Source organism: Escherichia sp. WS1118 (assembly GCF_046487695.1).
GTDB classification, from domain to species: domain Bacteria; phylum Pseudomonadota; class Gammaproteobacteria; order Enterobacterales; family Enterobacteriaceae; genus Escherichia; species Escherichia coli.
Window position 1 is genome coordinate 1 of the sequence record NZ_JBJQIZ010000038.1, and the last position, 895, is coordinate 895.

The 895-nt window shown below is 63.5% G+C and carries 1 protein-coding gene; it reads left to right on the forward strand.

Annotated elements, in window-relative coordinates; genetic code table 11:
* On the forward strand, positions 1-895 hold an 895-nt coding region (locus ACJHYO_RS23940), incomplete at both ends, for a TCR/Tet family MFS transporter (RefSeq protein WP_089069450.1).

Consider the following 895-nt stretch of genomic DNA (forward strand, 5'->3'; position numbering starts at 1 on the left):
CGCCTTTCCTTTGGGTTCTCTATATCGGGCGGATCGTGGCCGGCATCACCGGGGCGACTGGGGCGGTAGCCGGCGCTTATATTGCCGATATCACTGATGGCGATGAGCGCGCGCGGCACTTCGGCTTCATGAGCGCCTGTTTCGGGTTCGGGATGGTCGCGGGACCTGTGCTCGGTGGGCTGATGGGCGGTTTCTCCCCCCACGCTCCGTTCTTCGCCGCGGCAGCCTTGAACGGCCTCAATTTCCTGACGGGCTGTTTCCTTTTGCCGGAGTCGCACAAAGGCGAACGCCGGCCGTTACGCCGGGAGGCTCTCAACCCGCTCGCTTCGTTCCGGTGGGCCCGGGGCATGACCGTCGTCGCCGCCCTGATGGCGGTCTTCTTCATCATGCAACTTGTCGGACAGGTGCCGGCCGCGCTTTGGGTCATTTTCGGCGAGGATCGCTTTCACTGGGACGCGACCACGATCGGCATTTCGCTTGCCGCATTTGGCATTCTGCATTCACTCGCCCAGGCAATGATCACCGGCCCTGTAGCCGCCCGGCTCGGCGAAAGGCGGGCACTCATGCTCGGAATGATTGCCGACGGCACAGGCTACATCCTGCTTGCCTTCGCGACACGGGGATGGATGGCGTTCCCGATCATGGTCCTGCTTGCTTCGGGTGGCATCGGAATGCCGGCGCTGCAAGCAATGTTGTCCAGGCAGGTGGATGAGGAACGTCAGGGGCAGCTGCAAGGCTCACTGGCGGCGCTCACCAGCCTGACCTCGATCGTCGGACCCCTCCTCTTCACGGCGATCTATGCGGCTTCTATAACAACGTGGAACGGGTGGGCATGGATTGCAGGCGCTGCCCTCTACTTGCTCTGCCTGCCGGCGCTGCGTCGCGGGCTTTGGAG